Source organism: Streptomyces phaeolivaceus (genome assembly GCF_009184865.1).
Classification (GTDB): domain Bacteria; phylum Actinomycetota; class Actinomycetes; order Streptomycetales; family Streptomycetaceae; genus Streptomyces; species Streptomyces phaeolivaceus.
In genome coordinates this window covers 1,526,896-1,546,302 of sequence record NZ_CP045096.1, presented here as the reverse complement: position 1 = coordinate 1,546,302, position 19,407 = coordinate 1,526,896, and the positions used below count along the sequence as shown (strand labels likewise).

The window sequence follows — 19,407 nt, the reverse complement described above, 5'->3', positions numbered from 1 at the left end:
GGGAGAGTTACGGGTAAGCGGTTTCGTTTGTTCAAACCTTTCTCCGCGTCTCTCAAAGTTCTCTCAGATTGACGATTCATGCAGAGTTCTGCATAATCATGCATGACGGATCGTGTGTGGCAGATCCCGCACGGCAGCGCACCCGGTGCGAGACCGATCAACCCTCTCTAGGAGCAACGCGAGTGAGCAGCAACAGCGGTGACGTACGGCTCTGGGGCGCCCGTTTCGCCGACGGTCCCGCCGAGGCCCTGGCGAAGCTGTCCGCGTCCGTCCACTTCGACTGGCGGCTGGCCCCGTACGACATCGCGGGCTCCCGCGCCCACGCGCGCGTGCTCCACAAGGCGGGCCTGCTCACCGAGGACGAGCTGACCCGGATGATCGCGGGCCTGGACCAGCTCGAAACGGACGTGGCCTCGGGCGAGTTCGTCGGCACCGTCGCCGACGAGGACGTGCACACCGCCCTGGAGCGCGGCCTCCTGGAGCGCCTCGGCCCCGACCTCGGCGGCAAGCTGCGCGCCGGCCGCTCCCGCAACGACCAGGTCGCCACGCTCTTCCGGATGTACCTGCGCGACCACGCCCGCACGGTCGGCGGACTGATCGCCGACCTCCAGGACGCGCTGATCGGCCTGGCGGAGGCCCACCCCGGCGTGGCGATGCCCGGCCGCACCCACCTCCAGCACGCCCAGCCGGTGCTGTTCGCCCACCACGTCCTGGCCCATGTCCAGTCCCTGTCCCGGGACGCGGAGCGGCTGCGCCAGTGGGACGAGCGCACGGCCGTCTCCCCGTACGGCTCCGGCGCCCTGGCCGGCTCTTCCCTGGGCCTGGACCCGGAGGCGGTCGCCAAGGACCTGGGCTTCGAGCACGGCAGCTCCGCGAACTCCATCGACGGCACGGCCTCCCGTGACTTCGTCGCCGAGTTCGCCTTCATCACCGCGATGATCGGCGTGAACCTCTCCCGGATCGCCGAGGAGGTCATCATCTGGAACACGAAGGAGTTCTCCTTCGTCACCCTCCACGACGCGTTCTCCACGGGCTCGTCGATCATGCCGCAGAAGAAGAACCCCGACATCGCCGAGCTGGCGCGCGGCAAGTCCGGCCGTCTGATCGGCAACCTGACGGGCCTCATGGCGACCCTGAAGGCCCTGCCCCTCGCCTACAACCGCGACCTCCAGGAGGACAAGGAGCCGGTCTTCGACTCCATCGACCAGCTGGAGATCCTGCTCCCCGCCTTCACCGGCATGATGGCCACCCTCACCGTCCACCGCGAGCGCATGGAGGAACTGGCCCCCGCCGGCTTCTCCCTCGCCACGGATGTCGCCGAGTGGCTGGTCAAGCAGGGCGTCCCCTTCCGCGTCGCCCACGAGGTCGCCGGCGAGTGCGTCAAGGCCGCCGAGGCCGAGAACAAGGAACTGAACGACCTGACGGACGACCAGTTCGCCAAGATCTCCTCCCACCTCACCCCCGAGGTCCGCACAGTCCTCAACGTCCCCGGCGCCCTGGCCTCCCGCAACGGCCGAGGCGGCACGGCCCCGAGCGCGGTGGCGATCCAACTGGCCGACATCAAGACGAACGTGACGGCGCAGCACGCCTGGGCGACGGCCAAGAAGAGCTGAGGAGGAGCGCCCCGTAAGGGGCGCGGGGAACTGCGCGACAAGCCCCCACCGAACCCGCGCGTACCCACTCACCCCCGCGCGGAGCGCGAAAAGGGGGTCGAAGGGGCGCAGCCCCTGGGTGGGGGAGGGACGGGTAGGGGCGGCGGGGGCGAGAAACTCCCCGGAGCCCCGAACCCCTCCACACCGCACCACAAAGGTCATCGCGGGTTACGTTGGTGGAATCCCAAGGAGCCGACCGAACGGAGCCCGCGATGCCCTTCGCCCGACTGGCCGCAGCGACAACCCCCACCTGCCACATCGGTTTCGGCCTCGCCGCAGTCGCCCGCCCCGGCTACATCACCCTCGGCCGCGACACCGACCTCGGCGAGACCCGCAGCGTCGACGCCCTCCGCACCCGCACCCACGAACTCCTCGACGCCGCCTACGCCCAGGGCGTCCGCTACTTCGACGCGGCCCGCTCCTACGGCCTCTCCGAGGAGTTCCTCGCCGACTGGCTGAAGGCCCGCCCGCACATCGACGACATCGTCATCGGCAGCAAATGGGGCTACACCTACACCGCCGACTGGTCCACCGACGCCGAGAAGCACGAGGTCAAGGACCACACCCTCCCGACGTACGAGCGTCAGCGCGCCGAGACCGCCGAGCTGCTCGGCGACCGCCTCGACCTCTACCAGATCCACTCGGTGACCCCGGACAGCCCGGCCCTCGCCGACAAGGAACTCCACGCCAGGCTGGCCGAGGCGGCGGCCCAGGGCGTCACCATCGGCTTCTCCACCAGCGGCCCGGCCCAGGCGGACGCCATCCGCACCGCCCTCACCGTGACCGTCGACGGCGAACCCCTGTTCCGTACCGTCCAGTCGACGTACAACGCGCTGGAGACCTCCGCCGCCCCCGCCCTCGCCGAGGCGCACGACGCCGGTCTCACCGTGATCGTCAAGGAGGGCATGGCCAACGGCCGGCTGGCCGCCCCGCACGCCCCGGAAGCGCTGCGGACCGTGGCCGAGCAGACGGGCCTCGGCTGCGACGCGGTCGCCCTCGCGGTGGTCCTGCGGCAGCCGTGGGCCGGTGTCGTCCTCTCCGGCGCCGCCACCGTCACCCAACTCGCCTCCAACCTGCACGCGGCCGTCGTCGACCTCGACGACGACCAGCTGACCCACCTCGCGGACCTCGCCGAGGACCCGCGGACGTACTGGGAGAAGCGTGGCAGCCTGCCCTGGCACTGACCCCGGGGTCCTGAGCCCTCCGCGACCCACGGCCATGAGACACCCACGCCCGCGATGAGACAAACTTGTCTCATGTGGGCTATGTTCGTCTCATGGCTGTCGATCGTGAACACGTGCTGCGCAGCGCAGCCGCCCTGCTGACCCGCAAGTCCACCGCGACGATGGACGAGGTCGCGAAGGCCGCCGGGATCAGCCGGGCCACGCTGCACCGCCACTTCGCCGGGCGCGACGCGCTCGTCCGGGCGCTGGAGGTACTCGGCATCGAGGAGTGCGAGGCCGCGCTGGCCGCCGCCCGCCCGGCCGAGGGCCCGGCACGCGACGCCGTACGACGGCTGGTGCGCGAGTTCGAACCGGCCGCGGGCCTCCTCGCCTTCCTCTACACCGAGAACCAACTGTTCGAGGGGGAGGAGCAGCACGAGGGCTGGGCCCGGATCGACGCCGGCATCGCGGCCCTCTTCAAACGCGGCCAGGCGGCGGGCGAGTTCCGTATCGACCTGACCCCGGCCTGGCTCACGGAGGCGCTGTACGGCCTGCTGGCCTCCGGCGCCTGGGCGGTCTCCGAGGGCCGCGTGGCCGCCAACGACTTCACCTTCATGATCACCGAGCTGCTGCTCGGCGGCGCCCTGCGCCACCCCGAACAACCGGGACACCCCGCACAGCCGGAACAGTCCGAGCACGCCGTACAACAGAGAGAGGAATCATGACCAGCACCCTGCGGCCGGCCCGCACCGTGGAGACGGAGCAGAGGCCGGGCCGCTGGCTCGCGCTCTCCGTCCTCGTGCTCGCCGTGCTGCTGGTGGCCGTCGACGCGACCGTCCTCGGTCTCGCGACCCCCTACATCAGCGAGGACCTGAAGCCCTCCGGCACCCAGCTCCTGTGGATCGGCGACGTGTACTCGTTCGTCATCGCGGGCCTGCTCGTCTCGGCCGGCAGCCTCGGCGACCGTATCGGCCGCAAGAAGCTGCTGCTGATAGGTGCCACGGCGTTCGGTGCGATATCCGTGCTCAACGCGTACGCGACGACACCCGAGACGATGATCGTCGCGCGGGCGCTGCTCGGTGTCGCGGGCGCGACCCTGATGCCCGCCACCCTCGCCCTGATCCGCAACCTCTTCCACGACCCGCGCGAACGCAGCCTGGCCATCGGCATCTGGGGCGCCACGGCCTCCGCGGGTACGGCGGTCGGCCCGGTCGTCGGCGGTTTCCTGCTGGAACACTTCTGGTGGGGCTCGGTCTTCCTCATCAACCTGCCCGTGATGGCCGTCCTGGTCCTCGTCGGCATCAAGCTGCTCCCGGAGTCCCGCCACCCGAACCCGGGCCCGTGGGACATGCTCAGCGTCGGCCTGTCGCTGGTCGGCATGATCGGTGTCGTGTACGCGGTGAAGGAGACCGCCACGCACGGCGTCGACGGCAACGCGCTCGCCGCGGGCCTCTTCGGCATCGCCGGGCTGTTCTTCTTCGTACGCCGTCAGCTCACCCTGCCGCACCCGCTGCTGGACATGCGGCTGTTCCGCAACCGGGGCTTCTCCGGAGCCGTCCTCGCCGACCTGCTGACCATCCTCGGCCTGTCCGGCCTGGTCTTCTTCCTCTCCCAGTTCCTGCAACTGGTCCAGGGCAGGCGCCCGTTGGAGGCGGGTCTCGCCGAACTGCCGGCCGCCGTCGGCGCGGTGGCCGCGGGCCTGATCGCCGGAGCCGCCGCCCGCCGCTTCTCGGTCCGCTCCGTGGTCGCGGGCGGCCTCGCGGCCATCGGTGTGGCCCTCGCTCTGCTCACCGTGGTCGACCGCTCGACCGGCTACCCCCTGATCGGCGCCGCGCTGCTGATCGTCGGCGTCGGCGCGGGCTTCTCCTTCACCGTCACCGCCGACGTCATCCTCTCCAGCGTCCCCAAGGAACAGGCGGGCTCGGCCTCGGCGGTCTCCGAAACGGCGTACGAACTGGGCGCCGCCCTGGGCATCGCGGTCCTGGGCTCCATCGTGACGGGCGTCTACCGAGACTTCACGGCCCCGGCGGGCACCCCGTCCGGCGCCCACGAGTCCCTGGGCGGAGCGGTGGAGGCGGCGGCGACCATGTCACCGGGCAAGGCGCAGGAAATGCTGACATCGGCCCAGGACGCCTTCGTCGACGGCCTGGCCATAGCGGCGGGCGCGGGCGCGGCGGTCCTCCTGGCAACGGCGGCGGCGGCATGGTTCCTGCTACGCGGCCAACGGCTGGACAGCAAGGTCTAGGGGCGCGGGGCTGTATCAATGTGCGGCTCCGCCGCGTGGGCGCGACCAGCCCCCACCGACCCGCACCTGACGAACAACCGAACTCCCCGGCACCCCCGGCGGAGCTAAGCCGCTTCCTTGGCCTTGGACGCGTACATGTCCACATATTCCTGCCCCGACAACCGCATGACCTCGGCCATCACGGAATCGGTCACCGCCCGCAGCACATACCGGTCCCGATCCATCCCCTCGTACCGGGAGAACTCCATCGCCTCACCGAACCGCACGGTGACCCGGTGCGGACGGGGCAGCCCCGCACCGCCCGGCTGGATCTTGTCCGTCCCGATCATCGCGAACGGCACGACCGGTGCCCCGGTCATCAGGGTCAGCCGGGCGATCCCGGTCCGCCCCCGGTACAGCCGGCCGTCGGGCGACCGGGTCCCCTCGGGGTAGATGCCGAAGACCTTGCCCTCGTCCAGGATCCGCCGCCCGGTCATCAGGGCGGCGACCCCGCCCCGGCCGCCGTCGCGGTCGACGGGGATCATGCCGACCCCGGTGAAGAACCAGGCCATCAGACGGCCCTTGATCCCCTTGCCGGTGACGTACTCGTCCTTGCCGATGAAGAAGACCTGCCGGTCGCAGACCAGCGGCAGGATCATCGAGTCGATGAAGGTCAGATGGTTGCCGGCGAGGATCACCGGACCGTCCCCCGGAATGTGCTCCGCACCCTCCACCCGGGGGCGGAACATCAGGCGCATGATCGGTCCGAGCACTGCCTTGATGAGCGCGAAGCGGGACAACGGGCCCTCCCATGTCAAGCGTTCCGGTACAAGTCTGTGCAGGTGAGGACGATACTCCCGGCTCACGGGCCCGCGCACATCGGGTTCACCGAGCGGATACAGATTTTTGACGTGTTTGACGCTGTTTTACCTGCGGTGACGCAGAGGTGGCGGGCCGTCACCGAGACGTGACATGTGACGGATGTCGCGTCCCCGAACCGATACTCCGTCAACTTGTGCCTCCGGTGCGACATAAGGCGTCTTCCGCGTGTTCGGTCCCAGGTCTCCCGGCGGTCACCTCAGGACACCTACGATCGTCCCGCTTTGACAGGTGCAGGGCATCACGGTGGAGGAGCCGTTCATGGGGACGCAGGGGTCGCGGCAGTCGCAGGACTCGGACGAGCAGGGACGCGGGGCGGGCCGGCGGGCGCTGCTCGGTGCCGCGGTGCTCGGCGCGGGCGGAGCGGTCCTCGGACTGCCGGCCACGGCGCGGGCCGACGAGACGGAGGCGGGCGCGAAGCCGGACACGAAGACGGCCGGTCACTCGGGCGGCGGCTACCGGGGCCTGCCCGTGCCGACGATCATCGCCCACCGCGGGGCCAGCGGCTACCGCCCGGAGCACACCCTCGGCTCGTACCAGCTCGCCCTGGACCTCGGCGCGCACGTCATCGAGCAGGACCTCGTGCCCACCAAGGACGGCCATCTCGTATGCCGTCACGAGAACGACATCACCGGGACGACCGATGTCGCCGCGCACCCCGAGTTCACGGGCCGCAAGACCACCAAGGTCGTCGACGGGGTCACCTACACCGGCTGGTTCACCGAGGACTTCACCCTCGCCGAGCTGAAGACCCTGCGCGCCAAGGAGCGCATCCCGGGCAACCGGCAGGAGAACACCCTCTACGACGGCCGCTGGGAGATCCCCTCCTTCGAGGAGGTCCTGCGCTGGGCCGACAAGGAGGGCAGGAAGCGGGGCAGGCGGATCTGGCTGCACGTCGAGACCAAGCACCCCACCTACTTCCGCAAGCTGGGCCTCGGTCTGGAGGAGCCGCTCGCCAAGCTGCTGCGCAAGTACGACCGGCACAAGAAGAACTCCCCGGTCTTCCTGCAGTCGTTCGAGCCGGGCAGCATCCAGCGCCTGAACCGCCTGGTCGACAGCCCGCTGGTCGTCCTGCTCTCCGGCGCCGCCACCCGTCCCTGGGACTTCGTCGAGGCCGGTGACCCGCGCACCGTCGCCGACCTGGTCAAGCCGGCCGGCCTCGCCTGGATCGCCTCCTATGCCAACGGCATCGGCCCCACGCTCGACCTGATCATCCCGCGCGACTCGGCCGGCAACCTCACCACGCCGACCACCCTCGTCGCCGACGCGCACGCCAAGGGCCTGATCCTGCACCCCTACACCATGCGCAACGAGAACACCTTCCTGCCCGCGAACTTCCGCAAGGGCACGGACCCCAACGCCTACGGCGACGCCTTCGGCGCGTTCAAGGTGTACTTCGACACCGGCATCGACGGCATCTTCACCGACAATCCGGACACCGGCCTGCTGGCCCACGCGGTCTTCGTCAACGGCTGAGCCCCCGTGCCCCGATGGGGGTGACTCCCGTCCGCCCCGGCAACCCCCGCCGGGGCGGCGGCGTCCCGGGGCATATGACACACGACATGCTGGCCGACCTCCGTCCCCTGCTGGTCGCGGAGGTGTCGGCCGAGGCGTACGCGGCCGGCGCCGAGGTGGGAGACCTGGAACAGGCCGTCTGGCTGCGGCTGCTGGAGCGACTGGACGCCGACGGCCCGCCCGAGGACCCCGAGAGCTGGCTGCGCAGCGCCGTCCGCTTCGAGGCCCGCCTCAGCCGCCGCACGGCCCGGCTCGAACGTCCCTACGCCGTCGAACCCGCCGACGACCACGCGCCCGGCCCCGAGCAGCAGGCCCTCACGGCCGCCCGCCGCCGCGCGCTGTACGCGGCCGTACGCCGGCTCCCCGGCCGCTGCCCCCGGCTCCTCGCGGCCCTGCTGTCCCCGCAGGACCTCACCTACCGGGAGATCGCGGGCGAGTTGGGTATCTCACAGGGCAGTCTGGGTCCGGAACGTTCCCGATGTCTGGGATGTCTTCGGCGATTGCTGGCCGCGGAGGTTGCGGCACGCGAACCACGGGGATAGGAGTGAAGGACATCGGGTGAGCAGGTGAGCGGGAGGCGTGCACACATGGGCATGAGCGTGACCATCTCGGTGGCGACCGAGCAGGACGCCGAGCAGATCTTCAGGCTGCAGTACCTGTGCTTCCAGAGCGAGGCGGCACTGTACGGCAACTACCGCATCGATCCGCTCGTGCAGAGCCTCGACTCCGTCCGTGCGGAGGTCGCCTCGGACTGTGTCTTCGTGGCCCGGCTGGGGGACGAGGTGGTCGGCTCGGTGCGCGGCGCCCTCGACGCCGACGGCACCGCCGCGATCGGCAAACTCTGCGTCCACCCCCGCCTCCAGGGCCACGGCATCGGCGCGCGGCTGCTCCGCGCCGCCGAGTCGGCCCTCGCCGAGGAGCGTGGCGCCACCAAGTTCCGCCTCAGCGCGGGACACCGCAGCGAGGGCAATCTGCGGCTGTACCGCCGGGTCGGATACGAGACGGTCGGCACCAGCCAGGGACAGGACGGCGTACCGATGGTGGTGCTGGAGAAGCCGGCGGAGGCATACGCGGCGACGGCGTAGGGACGACGGCGTAGGCGACGGCGCAGAGGGGCGTCGCCTAGCCCGTCGTGTCGGTACGCGCGGCTTTGCGCAGCCAGTACATCGCCGACAGCGGAAGCAGCACGGGGATGAAGAGGTACCCCATGCCGTAGTCGGACCACACGGTCGCGTCCGGGAACGCCGAAGGCTCGACCAGCGTCCAGGTCCCCACGACCAGCACACCCGTCAGCTCGGCGGCGCAGCACACCAGCGCCGCCCTGCGGGCCCTCTCCCCGCCGCGCACCAGCGTGTACGTGATGAACAGGTAGACGAGGCCCGCGGTCGCGGACAGCGCGTAGGCGAGCGGAGCCTGGTCGAACTTGGTCGCGATCTCGTAGGCGGACCGCGAAACGGCTCCCACGACCATCACGCCGTACACCCACACCAGCAGCATCCCCGGCCCGCTGATCAGCCGCGTCGGCCTCTCTCGCGCAACGGCCATGTCAGCCTCCCCAGATGTCGTAGAGCCGCACCTGCAGCACGGCCAGCACCACACCGCCGGCCGCGACCGTCGCGCTGCCCCAACGGGTGCGCTCCGACAGGGACATGAACCCGGTCACCGGAACACAGGCGAACGCCCCGAGAAGATACGACACGAAGATCGTCGTGCCCTGCTCCGGCTTCTCCCCACGCGCCAACTGCACGATCCCGACGACCAGTTGCACCAGGGTCAGCACCGACACCACGGCCATGCCGATGAAGTGCCAGTCCTTGGTCGGCTGATCGCGATACGCGGCCCAGCCGCACCAGGCGGCGAGCAGAAGCGCGGCGACGGCGGTCGTCACCGTCAGGGCTACAAGCATGCCGCGACCCTATTACGGCCCAAAACCCCCGCCGCGCCCGGCCCCGGGCCGTCAAGCTCGCAGGTCGCCCATCGTGGCATTGGCCACAACGGCGGTTGCCCACAGAGTGGACGCCACTGGTCCGCACCTGCGGATATGTCTCCCAGAGGCGTCCGCTATACGGACAGCGCTCTCTCACCTGCTGCATACATCTGCTTTACTGATCTCATGACCACGACGAGCTACCGCACCCCTGCGACCGAGGCGACGATGACGCCCGGTGCTCGTTGTATGTGTCGAATGTGCGCCTGCTAGAGCCTGACGGAAGGCCTACCCCGCACGCCGCTCCGTCCGACGGACCGAGCCGCCTCGCGCACATGTTCTCCCCCGGTTCCCTCGCCACCGCGAGAACCGTGTCGCGTCCCTGACCGCTTGCACCCGTGTCCGGGCACACCCACGCCCGCGCACTCGACAGTGACGGAATTCCAGTGATCACCACATCGGGCCTGACGAAGGTCTACCGAGGTCGCGGCCGTGAGGTCACCGCCCTCGACGGCGTCGACCTGCATGTCCGCGAGGGCGAGGTGTACGGCGTGATCGGCCGGTCCGGCGCCGGCAAGTCCTCGCTCATCCGCTGCGTCAACCTCCTCGAACGCCCCACCTCCGGAACCGTGACCGTCGCCGGGCAGGACCTCACCGCCCTGGCCGGCCGCGGCCCCCGGGCCGGCCGGGAGCTCCGCCGGGCGCGCAGCCGTATCGGCATGGTCTTCCAGCACTTCAACCTGCTCTCCTCCCGCACGGTCCAGGACAACGTCGAACTGCCGCTCGAAATCCTCGGCACATCGGGCAAGGAGCGCTCCCGCAAGGCCCTGGAACTGCTCGACCTCGTCGGCCTCGCCGACAAGGCGAAGGCCTACCCGGCCCAGCTCTCCGGTGGCCAGAAGCAGCGCGTCGGCATCGCCCGCGCCCTGGCCGGCGACCCCAAGGTGCTCCTCTCCGACGAGGCCACCAGCGCCCTCGACCCGGAGACCACCCGCTCGATCCTCCAGCTGCTGCGCGACCTGAACCGGCAGCTGGGCCTGACCGTCCTGCTGATCACGCACGAGATGGACGTCGTGAAGACCATCTGCGACTCGGCCGCCCTGATGGAGAGGGGCCGGCTCGTCGAGTCCGGCACCGTCAGCGAACTGCTCGCCACCCCCGGCTCCGAACTGGCCGCCGCGCTCTTCCCCGTGGGCGGCGAGGCCACCGGCGACGACCGCACCGTCCTCGACGTCACCTTCCACGGCGAGGCCGCCACCCAGCCGGTCATCTCGCAGCTGTCCCGCACGTACAACATCGACATCTCGATCCTCGGCGCCGCCATCGACACCGTCGGCGGCCTCCAGATCGGCCGGATGCGCATCGAACTGCCCGGCCGCTACGAGGACAACGTGGTGCCCGTCGGCTTCCTGCGCGAACAGGGCCTCCAGATCGACGTGGTCGGCCGGGACGCCCAGTCGCCCGCACCGACGGCCACGCCCGTGAAGGAAGGTGCCAAGTGACCTGGTCCGAGACGCGGCCCCTGCTGGAGCAGGCGTGTTGGGACACCCTCTACATGGTCGGCTGGTCCACCCTCATCGCGATCGTCGGCGGACTCCCGCTCGGCATCCTCCTCGTCCTCACCGACCGGGGCGGCCTGCTGCAGAACGTCCTCGCCAACAAGGTCATCGGGCAGATCGTGAACATCGCCCGCTCGATGCCCTTCATCATCCTGATGGTCGCGCTGATGGGCTTCACCCGCTGGGTCACCGGCTCGACCATCGGCCGTGAGGCCGCCATCGTGCCGCTCGCCATCGGCGCGATCCCGTTCTTCGCGCGCCTCGTCGAGACGTCCGTCCGCGAAGTGGACCACGGGCTCGTCGAGGCCGTGCAGGCCATGGGCGGCAACACCTGGACCGTCGTCCGCCGGGTCCTCGTCCCCGAGTCCCTGCCCTCGCTGATCTCCTCCGCCACCACGACCGTCGTCGCCCTCATCGGCTACTCGGCCATGGCCGGCACCGTCGGCGCGGGCGGCCTCGGCGACATCGCCATCCGCTACGGCTACCAGCGCTTCGAGACCGAACTGATGTGGATCACCGTGGCGGTCCTCGCGGTCGTCATCTCCCTCATCCAGTTCGCCGGCGACTACGCCGCCCGCGCCCTGCACCGACGCGGCGGCCGGGCCGCCAAGGCCTGACTCCCAAGTCCCCACGCGCTCACAGATTTCCCGTCCCACCCAAGACGGGACCGCTCCACCCAAAAGGAAAGGCACTTTTCGTGCGTAACGCCACCAAGCTCACCACCGCCGTACTCGCCGCCGGGGCCCTCACCCTCGGGCTCACCGCCTGCGGCGCGGACAAGGCCGACAGCGCCTCCGACACGAGCGGTCCGCTGGTCGTCGCCGCCAGCCCGACCCCGCACGCCGAGATCCTCGACTTCGTCAAGGACAACCTGGCGGAGAAGGCCGGCCTCGACCTGGAGGTCAAGGAGTTCACCGACTACGTCCTGCCGAACACGGCGACCGAGGACGGCTCCGTGGACGCCAACTACTTCCAGAACCAGCCGTACCTCGACGACTTCAACAAGAAGCGCGGCACCCACATCGTGCCCGTCGTCACCGTGCACCTGGAGCCGCTCGGCCTGTACTCGAACAAGGTCAAGAGCGCCGACGACCTCAAGAGCGGCGCGACCGTCGCCGTCCCGAACGACACGGTCAACGAGGCGCGCGCCCTCAAGCTCCTCGACTCCGCCGGGATCATCACCCTCAAGGACGGCGTCGGCACCGACGCGACCCCCGCCGACATCACCGAGAACCCGAAGAAGCTTGAGTTCAAGGAGTTGGAGGCGGCCCAGACCCCGCGCTCCCTGGACGACGTCGACGCCGCGGTGATCAACGGCAACTACGCCATCGAGGCCGACCTCTCGCCCGCCGACGACGCCCTCGCCGTCGAGCCCGCCAAGGACAACCCCAACGGCAACTTCCTCGCCGTCAAGGAGGGCGACGTGGACGACCCGCGCGTCGAGAAGCTCGCCAAGCTGCTCACGTCGGACGAGGTCAGGAAGTTCATCGAGGACAAGTGGAGCAACGGCTCCGTCATCCCGTCCTTCTGACCGTCCTCGGATCCGTACACGTTCCGGCGGCACGTATTCCGACCGCACGTATACGGCGTATCGCCACGCATGGGGTCCGCTCCCTCACGGGGAGTGGACCCCTGTGGTGCGATTCAGTGCTTTCATGCTGCATGCTGGGCAGTTCAGCAAGCTCTCAAAGTTTTCGAAGGTTACGGAGCGGCGCATGATGAGCACCTTTCCCGACATCTCCATCAGCACGGATCGGTTGGTTCTGCGCCCGTTCGACGAGGACGACATCCAGGCCTTCACCGAGATGATGAACGACGAACAGGCGCTGGCCTGGACCGAGGTCCCGCAGCCCTTCACCGAACGCGAGGCGCGTACCTGGATCACCGAGTACGCGCCCACCGAACGCACCTCCGGACGCGGCCTCGACCTCGCGGTCACCGAGTTCCTCACCCAGCGCCTGGTCGGCGTCATCCAGTTGACGAAGACCGACTGGCACGTGCGAGCGACGGAACTGTCCTACGTCGTCGCCCCCTGGGCACGCGGCGAGGGCTACGCCTCCGAGGCCGCCCTCGCGACCGCCCAATGGCTGTTCCGCGAGCAGAAGTTCGAACGCATCGAGCTGCGCACCGCCGCCGACAACACCGCCTCGCAGCAGGTCGCGCAGAAGATCGGCTGTATCAGCGAGGGCGTGCTGCGCAACGCCTGCATAGCGCGTGCCCGCACCGCCGAGGACGGCTGGACCGAGGTCCGCACGGACTTCATCGTCTGGAGCCTCCTCCCGGAGGACATCGAGGGCGTCAGCGAGGAACTGGCCGACAGCGGTGGCTACGGCGCCTACTCGGACTGGAACTGAACGCCCCACGGGCCGGAACCGAACACCCCGCGGGCGGGCGAGGCCTTGAGCCCGGCCGCCGGGGCCCACCACGTCACCAGGTAGTCTCACGGAACCCCTGCGGGCATTCCCGACGACCTGCGAAGACTCTCTGGAGACTGACGACGATGGCCGACCGGGTCACGGTGATCGGCTGGGACGGCTCCCCCCTGACCGCCGCGGCGCGTTCCGCCCTCGCCGCCGCCACCCTGGTGGCAGGCGCGGCCCACCACCTCGCCCTGCCCGAGGTGCCCCCGGCCGCCGAACGCATCCGGCTCGGCAGCGTGGCCCTCGCCGCCCGCCGTATCACCGGCCACCGGGGCACCGCCGTGGTCCTCGCCGACGGCGACCCGGGCTTCTTCGGCGTCGTCCGCACCCTCAGGTCCCCCGAGTTCGGCCTGGAGGTCGAGGTCGTCCCCGGCGTCTCCTCCGTGGCCGCCGCCTTCGCCCGCGCCGGCATGCCCTGGGACGACGCCCAGGTGGTCGTCGCCCACCGCCGCACGCTGCGCCGCGCGGTGAACGTCTGCCGCGCCCACACCAAGGTCGCCGTCCTCACCTCACCCGGCGCCGGACCCGCCGAACTCGGCCTGCTCCTCGACGGAGTCCACCGCACCTTCGTGGTCTGCGAGGAACTCGGCACGGAACGCGAGCGGGTCACCATCGTCGCCTCCGACAAGGCGGTCGACCGCACCTGGCGCGACCCCAACCTCGTCATCGTCCTCGGTGGCCACGCCGGCGCCGCCGAGAGCGGCGGCTGGCTCGCCGGCCGCGACCCCGCCACCGGACCGCGCGGCTGGGCCCTGCCCTCCGCGCTGCACGGCCGACTGATGGGAGAGGGCGAGGCCGAACTGCTGCGCTCCTCCCAACTCGCCCGCCTGGGACCGCGCGTGGGCGACCTGGTGTGGGACATCGGCTCCGGCAGCGGCGCCTTCGCCACCGAGGCCGCCCGCTCCGGCGCCGCCGTCATCGCCGTCGACCGCGACCCCGAGGCCTGCGGCCGTACGACCCTCGCCGCCCGCCGCTTCGGCGTCCAGCTCCAGGTGGTCCACGGCGCCGCCCCGCACATCCTGGAGAACCTCCCCGAACCCGACGTCGTACGCGTCGGCGGCGGGGGAGCGGCAGTGGTCTCCGCCGTCGCCGACCGCCGGCCCCAGCGCATCGTCACCCACGCCCTCACCCGCCCCGCCGCCGAACGCGTCGGACGCGACCTGACCGAGCACGGCTACGAGGTCCGCTGCGACTTCGTCCAGTCCGTGGAACTCGACACCAGGGCTTGGACGGAGCGGGAACGGAGCGTCGCGTTCCTGCTCAGCGGGACGCTTCCCGAACGTTCCCTGTGATCCGGTTGTCGTACCGGCGCGGTAGGCTGGCCGACTGTTGTACCGCACTTCGACACCCGGCACTTCGTCGGTCAATGTCCTAAAAGCGCGCCCGTTTTGAGGGCGTGTGTGGTACGGCGCAACGGGGAGGACGCGCAACGTGGCGCAGTCCACAGCGGACCGTCGCGGATCAAGCTGTCGCGACGGGAGTACGACCGCGACAATGGCCATTCAATGGCTTTGTCGACATGCAGGCGGGTCGTCACGTGCCGCTGGGCACGCACGCTCGTTCTCCACAGTGGGGCGGTAGGTGCGCCGTTCCCGGGCCAGCTGGCATGGAGGCACTAACCGATGGGCGAGGGGTACGCATGACCGACACCGGCCAGGTCCCGGGCGAGGGACTGCCGGAGAGCGCAGGCATGGTGGAGCAGCCGGGCGTCCCCGCGCCGGGTGCGTACACCTACCTCTCCGAGACCGCCGCCGAGGACGAGGACCTCCTGCTGCCGGGCGCCCAGGGCGCCTGGGGCAACGAGATGCCGCCGCCCGCTCCCGAGCCCGTCGTCCAGGTCGTCCACGAGCCGGGCCCGCACGAGATGTCCGGCCGCGACAGCGGCTCGCACGACCTCAGCGCCGTCCGCACCCCCGTCGCGACCCCCGTCCCGCAGCCGCCGGTGGCCCGTCGCCCGCTGCACCTCGGCCCGCCCACCCCCGACGCCTCCGCCAGCCCGGTCCGCTCCCTCGCCGACCGAGGCCCGGCGGGCGCCCCCGTCCCGCCCGGCGCACTGCGCCACCCCGTCCCGCCCACCACCGGCCCCGAGTACCTCGACGTGCCCCCGCAGCCCGTGTCGCAGTGGGTCGGCGCCCCGGCCGCCCCCGGAGTCGCCCTCGGGGGGCCGGCCGCAGAAACGGTCGCTCCGCAGGAGGCGCAGCTCTCCGTGGCCGTGGAGACACCGCAGGAGATCCAGGACGCCGAGGCCCTGCACCAGGCCCAGGACGCTGCCTACGCCCTGGCCCAGGAGGCCGCGGTCGCCCAGTTCCGGACCCCGGAGACCGTGGGCACACCGGTCGCCGCGCGGTTCGAGGCCCCGGAGGCGGTCGAGCCGCAGGCCCACGCCCCGGTGGTCGCGGAGGCGCAGGCCGTCCTCGACACGCGGACGCCGGAGGCGCCCGAAACCCCCGCCGCCGCTGTGGGGGTCCAGGCCCCGGAGACCGTCGAGGACCCGGTCGTCGTGCCGGCGCAGCCGGAGGCAGAGGTACTCGTCGCGGAACCCGCGACGCCCGAGACCACCGAGGTCCCGGCCGCCGAGGCCAGGGCCGTCGTGGAGGCCTCACCGGTTCCGCCGGCCGAGGAACCGCAGGCGCCCGAGCCACAGGCCGTCGAGCCGCAAGCCGTCGAGCCGCAAGCCGTCGAGCCGCAAGCCGCCGAGCCGCAGGCCGTCGAGGAGATCCCGCTCGCCGCGCAGCCGCCGGACACGACACCCTTCCCCCCGGCCGCCCAGGGCCCCGAGCCGATCGCGGCCCAGACCGTCACCGAGGCCCAGGACGTCCCCCAGGGCCCGCAGGAGCCCGAGCAGGGCGCCGAGCCCGTTCCGGCCCAGCTGACCGAGGCCGAAGCGCTGCCGCACGCCGACCCGGCGACCGAGGCGCCCGCCCAGGCCGACCCGACCGCGCCGGAGGCCACCGCCCCCGACCTGCCGGACCCGCAGCTCGCGACCGCCGCGCCGGACGAGGAGGGCACCCTCACGTCCCCGGACGAGCAGGCCGTCGACGCCGTACCGGACATCGCGCAGGCGGACGAACCGCTCGCGCAGAACCCCGAGCACCCGGCGGAGACGCCGGTCGTCGAGGAGCAGCCGCACCCGCAGCCGCAGCCGCAGCCGACCGAGACCGGGACGTCCGAGGTCCAGACGCCGGAAACCCCGGCGGAGGCCGCACAGCCCGAGCCCGAGCCGGTCGTCGCACCCGAGTCCGCGGCCGTCGCCGAGGAGCCGCAGGCCATCGAGCCGGTCGCGCTCGTCGCGGACCAGGCCCAGGCCCAGGACCAGAGCGAGGTCTCGAACGAGAACCCGCCCGAGGGCTCGCCCGAGGTCCCGGACGAGGAGCAGAACCAAGCCGCGCCGGAGCGGACCGCCGAGCCCGCCCTCCACCCGGAGCACCCGGAGCCCGCGCAGCCGCCCGCCCCCGAGGCCGTGGCCGAGCCCGAGCCCACGGAGGCGATCGCACCGGCCCCCTCGGCCGACAGCACGGCCGCTCAGGAGCCCGCCCCCGCCGAGCCCGAGGCCGTCCCGGTCGGCCCGATCCCCGTGGCGGCCTCCCGGATCGCCGCCCCCCAGGGCGCCGTGGTGCGGACCCCCGCCGAGCACACGCCCGACGTCCCGCTCGCGGACACGTCACAGGAGCCGGCGCCCCAGACCGACGCCGACCAGCCGCTGGGCGAGTTCGTGCCCGTCGACGGCACCGTGCCGACCACCCCGCACCTGGCCCCGCCCCCGCCGCACGGCATGGTCGTCCCGCCGCTCTCCGAGGACGCCCCGGAGACGGCAGGCGAGCCCATGGCGATGGTCCCCGCCCCCCGGGACTCCGCGTCCGAGACGATCGTCGTACCGCAGCCCGCAGCGGCGGCCGACACCCACCCGGACCTCGTCCAGAACGCCGAGGACCTGGACACCAGGGCCGCCGACCAGGAGGACGGCGAGGCGACGGCACCGGACGCGGAAGCCGCACGGACAGCAGCAGCCGAAGAGAGCACGGCCCCCGTGGAAGAAGCACCCGAAGGAACACCCGAAGCCGCCCGGGACGACGTACCGGACGAGGGCTCGGCCGAGATCCCGGCCGAGGTCCCGGTCGAGGTACGGCGGCCCACGGGCCCCGCCGCGCCCGCCTACGACGACGCCGAACGCGAGGCCGTCCTCAAGGTCATGCGCGAGCGCCGCGACATCCGCAACGGCTTCCGCGACGACCCGATCCCGCACGACGTGCTGCTCCGCGTCCTGGAGGCCGCCCACACGGCACCCTCCGTCGGCCACTCGCAGCCCTGGGACTTCGTCGTCATCCGCTCGGCCGAGACCCGCCGCACGATGCACGAACTGGCCCAGCGCCAGCGCGAGGCCTACGCGAAGTCGCTGCCCAAGGGCCGGGCGAAGCAGTTCAAGGAACTGAAGATCGAGGCCATCCTCGACACCCCGGTGAACATCGTCGTCACCGCCGACCCGACCCGCGGCGGTCGCCACACCCTGGGCCGCCACACCCAGCCGCAGATGGCCCCCTACTCCTCCGCCCTCGCGGTCGAGAACCTGTGGCTCGCGGCCCGCGCCGAGGGCCTCGGCGTCGGCTGGGTCAGCTTCTTCGACGAGCGCGAGATGGTCCGCGCCCTCGGCCTGCCCGAGCACCTGGAGGTCGTGGCGTACCTGTGCGTCGGGTACGTCGACGAGTTCCCGGAGGAGCCCGAGCTGATGCAGGCGGGCTGGGCCAAGCGCCGCCCGCTGTCCTGGGTCGTCCACGAGGAGACGTACGGCCGTCGCGCCCTGCCCGGCGCCGAGCCGCACGACCTGCTCGCCGAGACCGTCGCCGGTATCCGCCCGCTGGACGCCAAGGCGCTCGGCGAGGCCTGGGAGCGCCAGAAGCGGATGACCAAACCGGCGGGCGCCCTCGGCATGCTGGAGATCATCTCCGCCCAGCTGTCCGGACTGTCCCGCCAGTGCCCGCCGCCGATCCCGGAGCCCGCCGCCGTCGCGATCTTCGCGGGCGACCACGGCGTCCACGCCCAGGGCGTCACCCCCTGGCCGCAGGAGGTGACGGCCCAGATGGTCGCCAACTTCCTCGGCGGGGGAGCGGTCTGCAACGCCTTCGCCGCCCAGGTGGGCGCCGAGGTCTGCGTCGTCGACGTGGGTGTGGCGAGCGACCTCCCGGCCACCCCGGGGCTGCTGCCGCGCAAGGTCCGCGCCGGTACGTCCGACATGACCACCGGCCCCGCGATGACCCGCGACCAGGCGAAGCAGGCCATCGAGGTCGGCATCGAGACGGCCCGCGACCTGGTCGCGGCCGGCAACAAGGCCCTGCTCACGGGCGAGATGGGCATCGCCAACACCACGGCATCGGCCGCCCTGATCGCCGTCTTCACCGGTGCGGACCCCTCCGAGGTCACGGGCCGGGGCACCGGCATCAACGACGAGACCCTCGCCCGCAAGACCGAGGTCGTCCGCCGCGCCATCGAACTGCACCAGCCGGACCCCGCCGACCCCATCGGCGTCCTGGCGGCCATCGGCGGCTTCGAACACGCGGCCATCGTCGGCCTCCTCCTGGGCGGCGCCTCCCTGCGTACGCCGGTGATCCTCGACGGCGTCAGCGCGGGCGCCGCCGCCCTGGTGGCCCGCGCCATCGCCCCCGAGGTCCTCGCCGCCTGCATCGCCGGCCACCGCAGCGCCGAACCGGGCCACGTCGCCGCCCTCCAGAAGCTCGGCCTCCGCCCCCTGGTCGACCTCGACCTCCGCCTCGGCGAGGGCACGGGAGCCCTCCTGGCCCTCCCGGTCGTCCAGAGCGCGGCACGAGCCATGCACGAGGTGGCGACGTTCGATTCGGCGGGGGTAACCGAGAAGTAGGAGAAGTAAGCGGGGTGCGGGTGCGGGGTTCTTCTCCGACCCGGCTCAGGCTGTCGGCAATCGTTCCGCAGGGCGATGGGGGCACCTCCCGTTCGAGCGAAGCCGAGAATGGGGGAGGGTGGGCACAGCCGTCCACCAGGCTGTGCCCAGCAACGGCGTTCAGCCAACGCACCTGCTGAGCCGACCCCCCGCCCGCCCC

At 71.6% G+C, this 19,407-nt stretch carries 16 protein-coding genes; 13 read left to right on the top strand and 3 right to left on the bottom strand.

Annotated elements, in window-relative coordinates:
* The first annotated feature begins 182 nt into the window (after window positions 1-182).
* The 4 genes from argH (at window position 183) to F9278_RS07345 (ending at window position 5,060) form a co-directional block, all read left to right on the top strand.
* Window positions 183-1,613, top strand: coding sequence for an argininosuccinate lyase (gene argH / locus F9278_RS07360; protein WP_152167555.1), 1,431 nt, complete (start codon window positions 183-185; stop codon window positions 1,611-1,613).
* A gap of 251 nt (window positions 1,614-1,864) precedes the next feature.
* Window positions 1,865-2,836 (top strand): aldo/keto reductase, encoded by a 972-nt coding sequence (locus tag F9278_RS07355; RefSeq protein WP_152167554.1) that lies wholly within the window; start codon window positions 1,865-1,867, stop codon window positions 2,834-2,836.
* Between the two features lie 92 nt (window positions 2,837-2,928).
* Window positions 2,929-3,540, top strand: coding sequence for a TetR/AcrR family transcriptional regulator (locus F9278_RS07350; protein ID WP_193241399.1), 612 nt, complete (start codon window positions 2,929-2,931; stop codon window positions 3,538-3,540).
* Window positions 3,537-5,060, top strand: coding sequence for an MFS transporter (locus F9278_RS07345; RefSeq protein WP_152167552.1), 1,524 nt, complete (start codon window positions 3,537-3,539; stop codon window positions 5,058-5,060). The genes F9278_RS07350 and F9278_RS07345 overlap by 4 nt, the downstream gene beginning before the upstream one ends.
* Before the next feature lie 104 nt (window positions 5,061-5,164).
* On the opposite strand, the gene F9278_RS07340 is transcribed toward F9278_RS07345, so the two are convergent.
* The gene (locus F9278_RS07340; RefSeq protein WP_033532636.1) at window positions 5,165-5,839 is read right to left on the bottom strand and encodes a lysophospholipid acyltransferase family protein; all 675 of its coding nucleotides are present in this window, start codon (window positions 5,837-5,839) and stop codon (window positions 5,165-5,167) included.
* Between the two features lie 340 nt (window positions 5,840-6,179).
* Between F9278_RS07340 and F9278_RS07335 the strand changes: the two genes are divergently transcribed.
* The 3 genes from F9278_RS07335 (at window position 6,180) to F9278_RS07325 (ending at window position 8,518) form a co-directional block, all read left to right on the top strand.
* Window positions 6,180-7,394 carry a glycerophosphodiester phosphodiesterase gene (locus F9278_RS07335; protein ID WP_193241398.1) on the top strand — a complete coding sequence of 405 codons (1,215 nt, stop codon included), beginning with the start codon at window positions 6,180-6,182 and terminating at the stop codon, window positions 7,392-7,394.
* Window positions 7,395-7,468: 74 nt separating this feature from the next.
* Window positions 7,469-7,975: an RNA polymerase sigma factor gene (locus F9278_RS07330; protein ID WP_152173735.1), complete on the top strand. Its 507-nt coding sequence runs from the start codon at window positions 7,469-7,471 to the stop codon at window positions 7,973-7,975.
* Window positions 7,976-8,020: 45 nt separating this feature from the next.
* On the top strand, window positions 8,021-8,518 hold the full coding sequence (locus F9278_RS07325; RefSeq protein WP_152167550.1) for a GNAT family N-acetyltransferase: 498 nt from the start codon (window positions 8,021-8,023) through the stop codon (window positions 8,516-8,518).
* Between the two features lie 37 nt (window positions 8,519-8,555).
* On the opposite strand, the gene F9278_RS07320 is transcribed toward F9278_RS07325, so the two are convergent.
* A complete protein-coding gene (locus F9278_RS07320; RefSeq protein WP_152167549.1) occupies window positions 8,556-8,978 on the bottom strand; it encodes a hypothetical protein in 423 nt (140 codons plus the stop codon).
* Between the two features lies 1 nt (window position 8,979).
* The gene (locus F9278_RS07315; protein WP_152167548.1) at window positions 8,980-9,339 is read right to left on the bottom strand and encodes a hypothetical protein; all 360 of its coding nucleotides are present in this window, start codon (window positions 9,337-9,339) and stop codon (window positions 8,980-8,982) included.
* Between the two features lie 467 nt (window positions 9,340-9,806).
* Here F9278_RS07315 and F9278_RS07310 point away from each other — a divergent pair, with 467 nt between their 5' ends.
* From F9278_RS07310 to cobT, 6 genes are all read left to right on the top strand, one after another.
* A complete protein-coding gene (locus F9278_RS07310; protein WP_152167547.1) occupies window positions 9,807-10,862 on the top strand; it encodes a methionine ABC transporter ATP-binding protein in 1,056 nt (351 codons plus the stop codon).
* On the top strand, window positions 10,859-11,536 hold the full coding sequence (locus tag F9278_RS07305) for a methionine ABC transporter permease (protein ID WP_152167546.1): 678 nt from the start codon (window positions 10,859-10,861) through the stop codon (window positions 11,534-11,536). Before F9278_RS07310 ends, F9278_RS07305 begins: the two co-directional genes overlap by 4 nt.
* Window positions 11,537-11,616: 80 nt before the next feature.
* Entirely contained in the window at window positions 11,617-12,450 is an 834-nt protein-coding gene (locus F9278_RS07300) for a MetQ/NlpA family ABC transporter substrate-binding protein (protein WP_152167545.1), read from the top strand.
* Between the two features lie 184 nt (window positions 12,451-12,634).
* Window positions 12,635-13,273 (top strand): GNAT family N-acetyltransferase, encoded by a 639-nt coding sequence (locus F9278_RS07295; RefSeq protein ID WP_152167544.1) that lies wholly within the window; start codon window positions 12,635-12,637, stop codon window positions 13,271-13,273.
* 146 nt (window positions 13,274-13,419) lie between these two features.
* Complete coding sequence (gene cbiE / locus F9278_RS07290) at window positions 13,420-14,631, top strand: precorrin-6y C5,15-methyltransferase (decarboxylating) subunit CbiE (RefSeq protein ID WP_152167543.1); 1,212 nt, start codon at window positions 13,420-13,422, stop codon at window positions 14,629-14,631.
* A 347-nt stretch (window positions 14,632-14,978) separates the two neighbouring features.
* Window positions 14,979-19,208: a nicotinate-nucleotide--dimethylbenzimidazole phosphoribosyltransferase gene (gene cobT, locus F9278_RS07285; protein WP_152167542.1), complete on the top strand. Its 4,230-nt coding sequence runs from the start codon at window positions 14,979-14,981 to the stop codon at window positions 19,206-19,208.
* Window positions 19,209-19,407 lie beyond the last annotated feature (199 nt).

Bases quoted from the DNA above. Each gene is read 5' to 3' on its own strand.
- F9278_RS07355 (WP_152167554.1), top strand. From the start codon at position 1,865: ATGCCCTTCGCCCGACTGGCCGCAGCGACAACCCCCACCTGCCACATC.
- F9278_RS07350 (WP_193241399.1), top strand. From the start codon at position 2,929: ATGGCTGTCGATCGTGAACACGTGCTGCGCAGCGCAGCCGCCCTGCTG.
- F9278_RS07345 (WP_152167552.1), top strand. From the start codon at position 3,537: ATGACCAGCACCCTGCGGCCGGCCCGCACCGTGGAGACGGAGCAGAGG.
- F9278_RS07335 (WP_193241398.1), top strand. From the start codon at position 6,180: ATGGGGACGCAGGGGTCGCGGCAGTCGCAGGACTCGGACGAGCAGGGA.
- F9278_RS07330 (WP_152173735.1), top strand. From the start codon at position 7,469: ATGACACACGACATGCTGGCCGACCTCCGTCCCCTGCTGGTCGCGGAG.
- F9278_RS07325 (WP_152167550.1), top strand. From the start codon at position 8,021: ATGGGCATGAGCGTGACCATCTCGGTGGCGACCGAGCAGGACGCCGAG.
- F9278_RS07320 (WP_152167549.1), bottom strand. From the start codon at position 8,978: ATGGCCGTTGCGCGAGAGAGGCCGACGCGGCTGATCAGCGGGCCGGGG.
- F9278_RS07315 (WP_152167548.1), bottom strand. From the start codon at position 9,339: ATGCTTGTAGCCCTGACGGTGACGACCGCCGTCGCCGCGCTTCTGCTC.
- F9278_RS07295 (WP_152167544.1), top strand. From the start codon at position 12,635: ATGATGAGCACCTTTCCCGACATCTCCATCAGCACGGATCGGTTGGTT.
- cbiE (WP_152167543.1), top strand. From the start codon at position 13,420: ATGGCCGACCGGGTCACGGTGATCGGCTGGGACGGCTCCCCCCTGACC.
- cobT (WP_152167542.1), top strand. From the start codon at position 14,979: ATGACCGACACCGGCCAGGTCCCGGGCGAGGGACTGCCGGAGAGCGCA.